The 1,577-nt window shown below is 66.6% G+C and carries 1 protein-coding gene; it reads right to left on the bottom strand.

The genetic code is table 11. The features are described 5' to 3' along the window. Nucleotides 1–10: 10 nt before the first annotated feature. Nucleotides 11–1,438: an NF041680 family putative transposase gene (locus ACIRJP_RS42600; protein ID WP_404186621.1), complete on the bottom strand. Its 1,428-nt coding sequence runs from the start codon at nucleotides 1,436–1,438 to the stop codon at nucleotides 11–13. Nucleotides 1,439–1,577 lie beyond the last annotated feature (139 nt).

Below are 1,577 nucleotides of genomic sequence, written 5' to 3'. Positions count from 1 at the left end.
AGCTTGGCGTTTATGCAACCCCGCTGTTTGTGATGGCTGCCGCGAGGTTTGGTTTGTCCTGTTTTCCGACGGGGTGCTCGCGTGCGCGGTGCTTGTTCTTCATCCCGGTTGGCCGGCCGGGGCCTGCGGTGCTGGGTTTCGGTGCGCTGGCTGGCTGAGGCGTTTTCCTGTGGAGGCGGCGAAATCCTCGACGGACGCGCGCGGGTGTGAGGCGCCCTTGGCGGGCGGGCCGCTCCCAGGGATTGCGGAGGTCTTCTGCGAGGGGCCGGGCAAGGCGGAGTTGGGTGTGGGCTGCAATGACGAGCCAGGTCCAGCGGTCGGCGGCGGCCGGCTCGCGGAGTTTGGGAGCTGTCCACCCCAACGTCTGCTTGAACATCCTGAAGGTGTGCTCAAGGTCGAATCTGCGCAGGAATGCCTGCCAGAGCCGGTCCACATCCCCAGCAGTCGCGGCGGTGGCCGACCACCACAGCCAGACCGGCCTGGGGTTGCGGTCTCCACGGAGGTGGTCGACCTGAAGACGGATGACGGTGCCTTCGATGACCGGCAGGTCTCCTTCGGGATGGTCGGCCCAGGCCGAGCGCCGGACCAGTAGTGGGTGCAGTCGATCCCAGGCAGTGGCGACGGCCTTCCCGTAGTGGGTGGTGTCGGTCACCGTGGTGACCGACGGGATCGGCTGAGTGGCCGCAACCTCGAACGCGAACTCCGCCCCGCGCTTGGGCTTGCGCCCGCGTTTGCCCGCTGGCTGTGGCGGGGGCGGGAAGTACAGGACGCGGTCCGAACGCATCCGGCCCAGCAGTTCCACGGGCAGGTCCGCGAGCAGGAAAGCCAGACGGGTCACGTCATAGCCGGCATCGACGACGACCAGGACGGGCGGGTCACCGATCTGCCACTGTCCTGTCACATACAGCCGCTGGAACACGTCCCGGATCTGGGCTGCGGTGACGGCGATCGCGTCGTCCCACGGACACAGCCGGACCACGTCCAGCATGGCAGTCCACGACGTCCGCCCCGGTTCCAGAGCGGCAATGAAGGAGTAGGGCCACCCGGGGATCATCTGGGCCGAGCCCCTGCCCCGACCGTATGTATGGCAGAACAGCCGATCCGGGCTGGTGTTCGCATCAGGCCGCAACCAGTTGCTGACGTCGACCGCCAGGACCAACCGCCCCTCCGCCGTCCGGGGAAGCGGCAGGCCCGCCAGCGCCCGGCGCAGCCGTGCCACATCCAGATGCCCGAGGTTCAACCCGCCGTACAACGCACCATGCCCACGCTGATGCTCAGGCGCCAGGGACAGCTCGACCAACGTCCTCACTGGGCCGTCCGCACACAGCAAGGCGTCACTCAGCTCGAACAAAGCGTCGGATCTCTTGGTCAGGCAGGCATAGAACTCCGTCCGGAAGCCCGACAGTTCGGCAAACCCATCCCGCTGCAGCAGACTCATTGTTCCGGCCCTCGTGCTGGTCAAGTGCCTCTGTGACGGAGCACAGGATCAGGCGAAGGTCGCTCTCGCGTCAGGCACTCAGCCGAAAGCGACACCAAGTTTGACGCTACGTTCGACCACGGACGATAAACGCCAAGCT

Source organism: Streptomyces sp. NPDC102437, assembly GCF_044765565.1.
Classification (GTDB): domain Bacteria; phylum Actinomycetota; class Actinomycetes; order Streptomycetales; family Streptomycetaceae; genus Streptomyces.
The sequence above is the reverse complement of the archived record's forward strand: the minus strand, read 5'-3'. Positions and strand labels throughout refer to the sequence as shown.

Coding starts and splice junctions, on each gene's coding strand:
- ACIRJP_RS42600 (WP_404186621.1), bottom strand. CDS start 1,438: ATGAGTCTGCTGCAGCGGGATGGGTTTGCCGAACTGTCGGGCTTCCGG.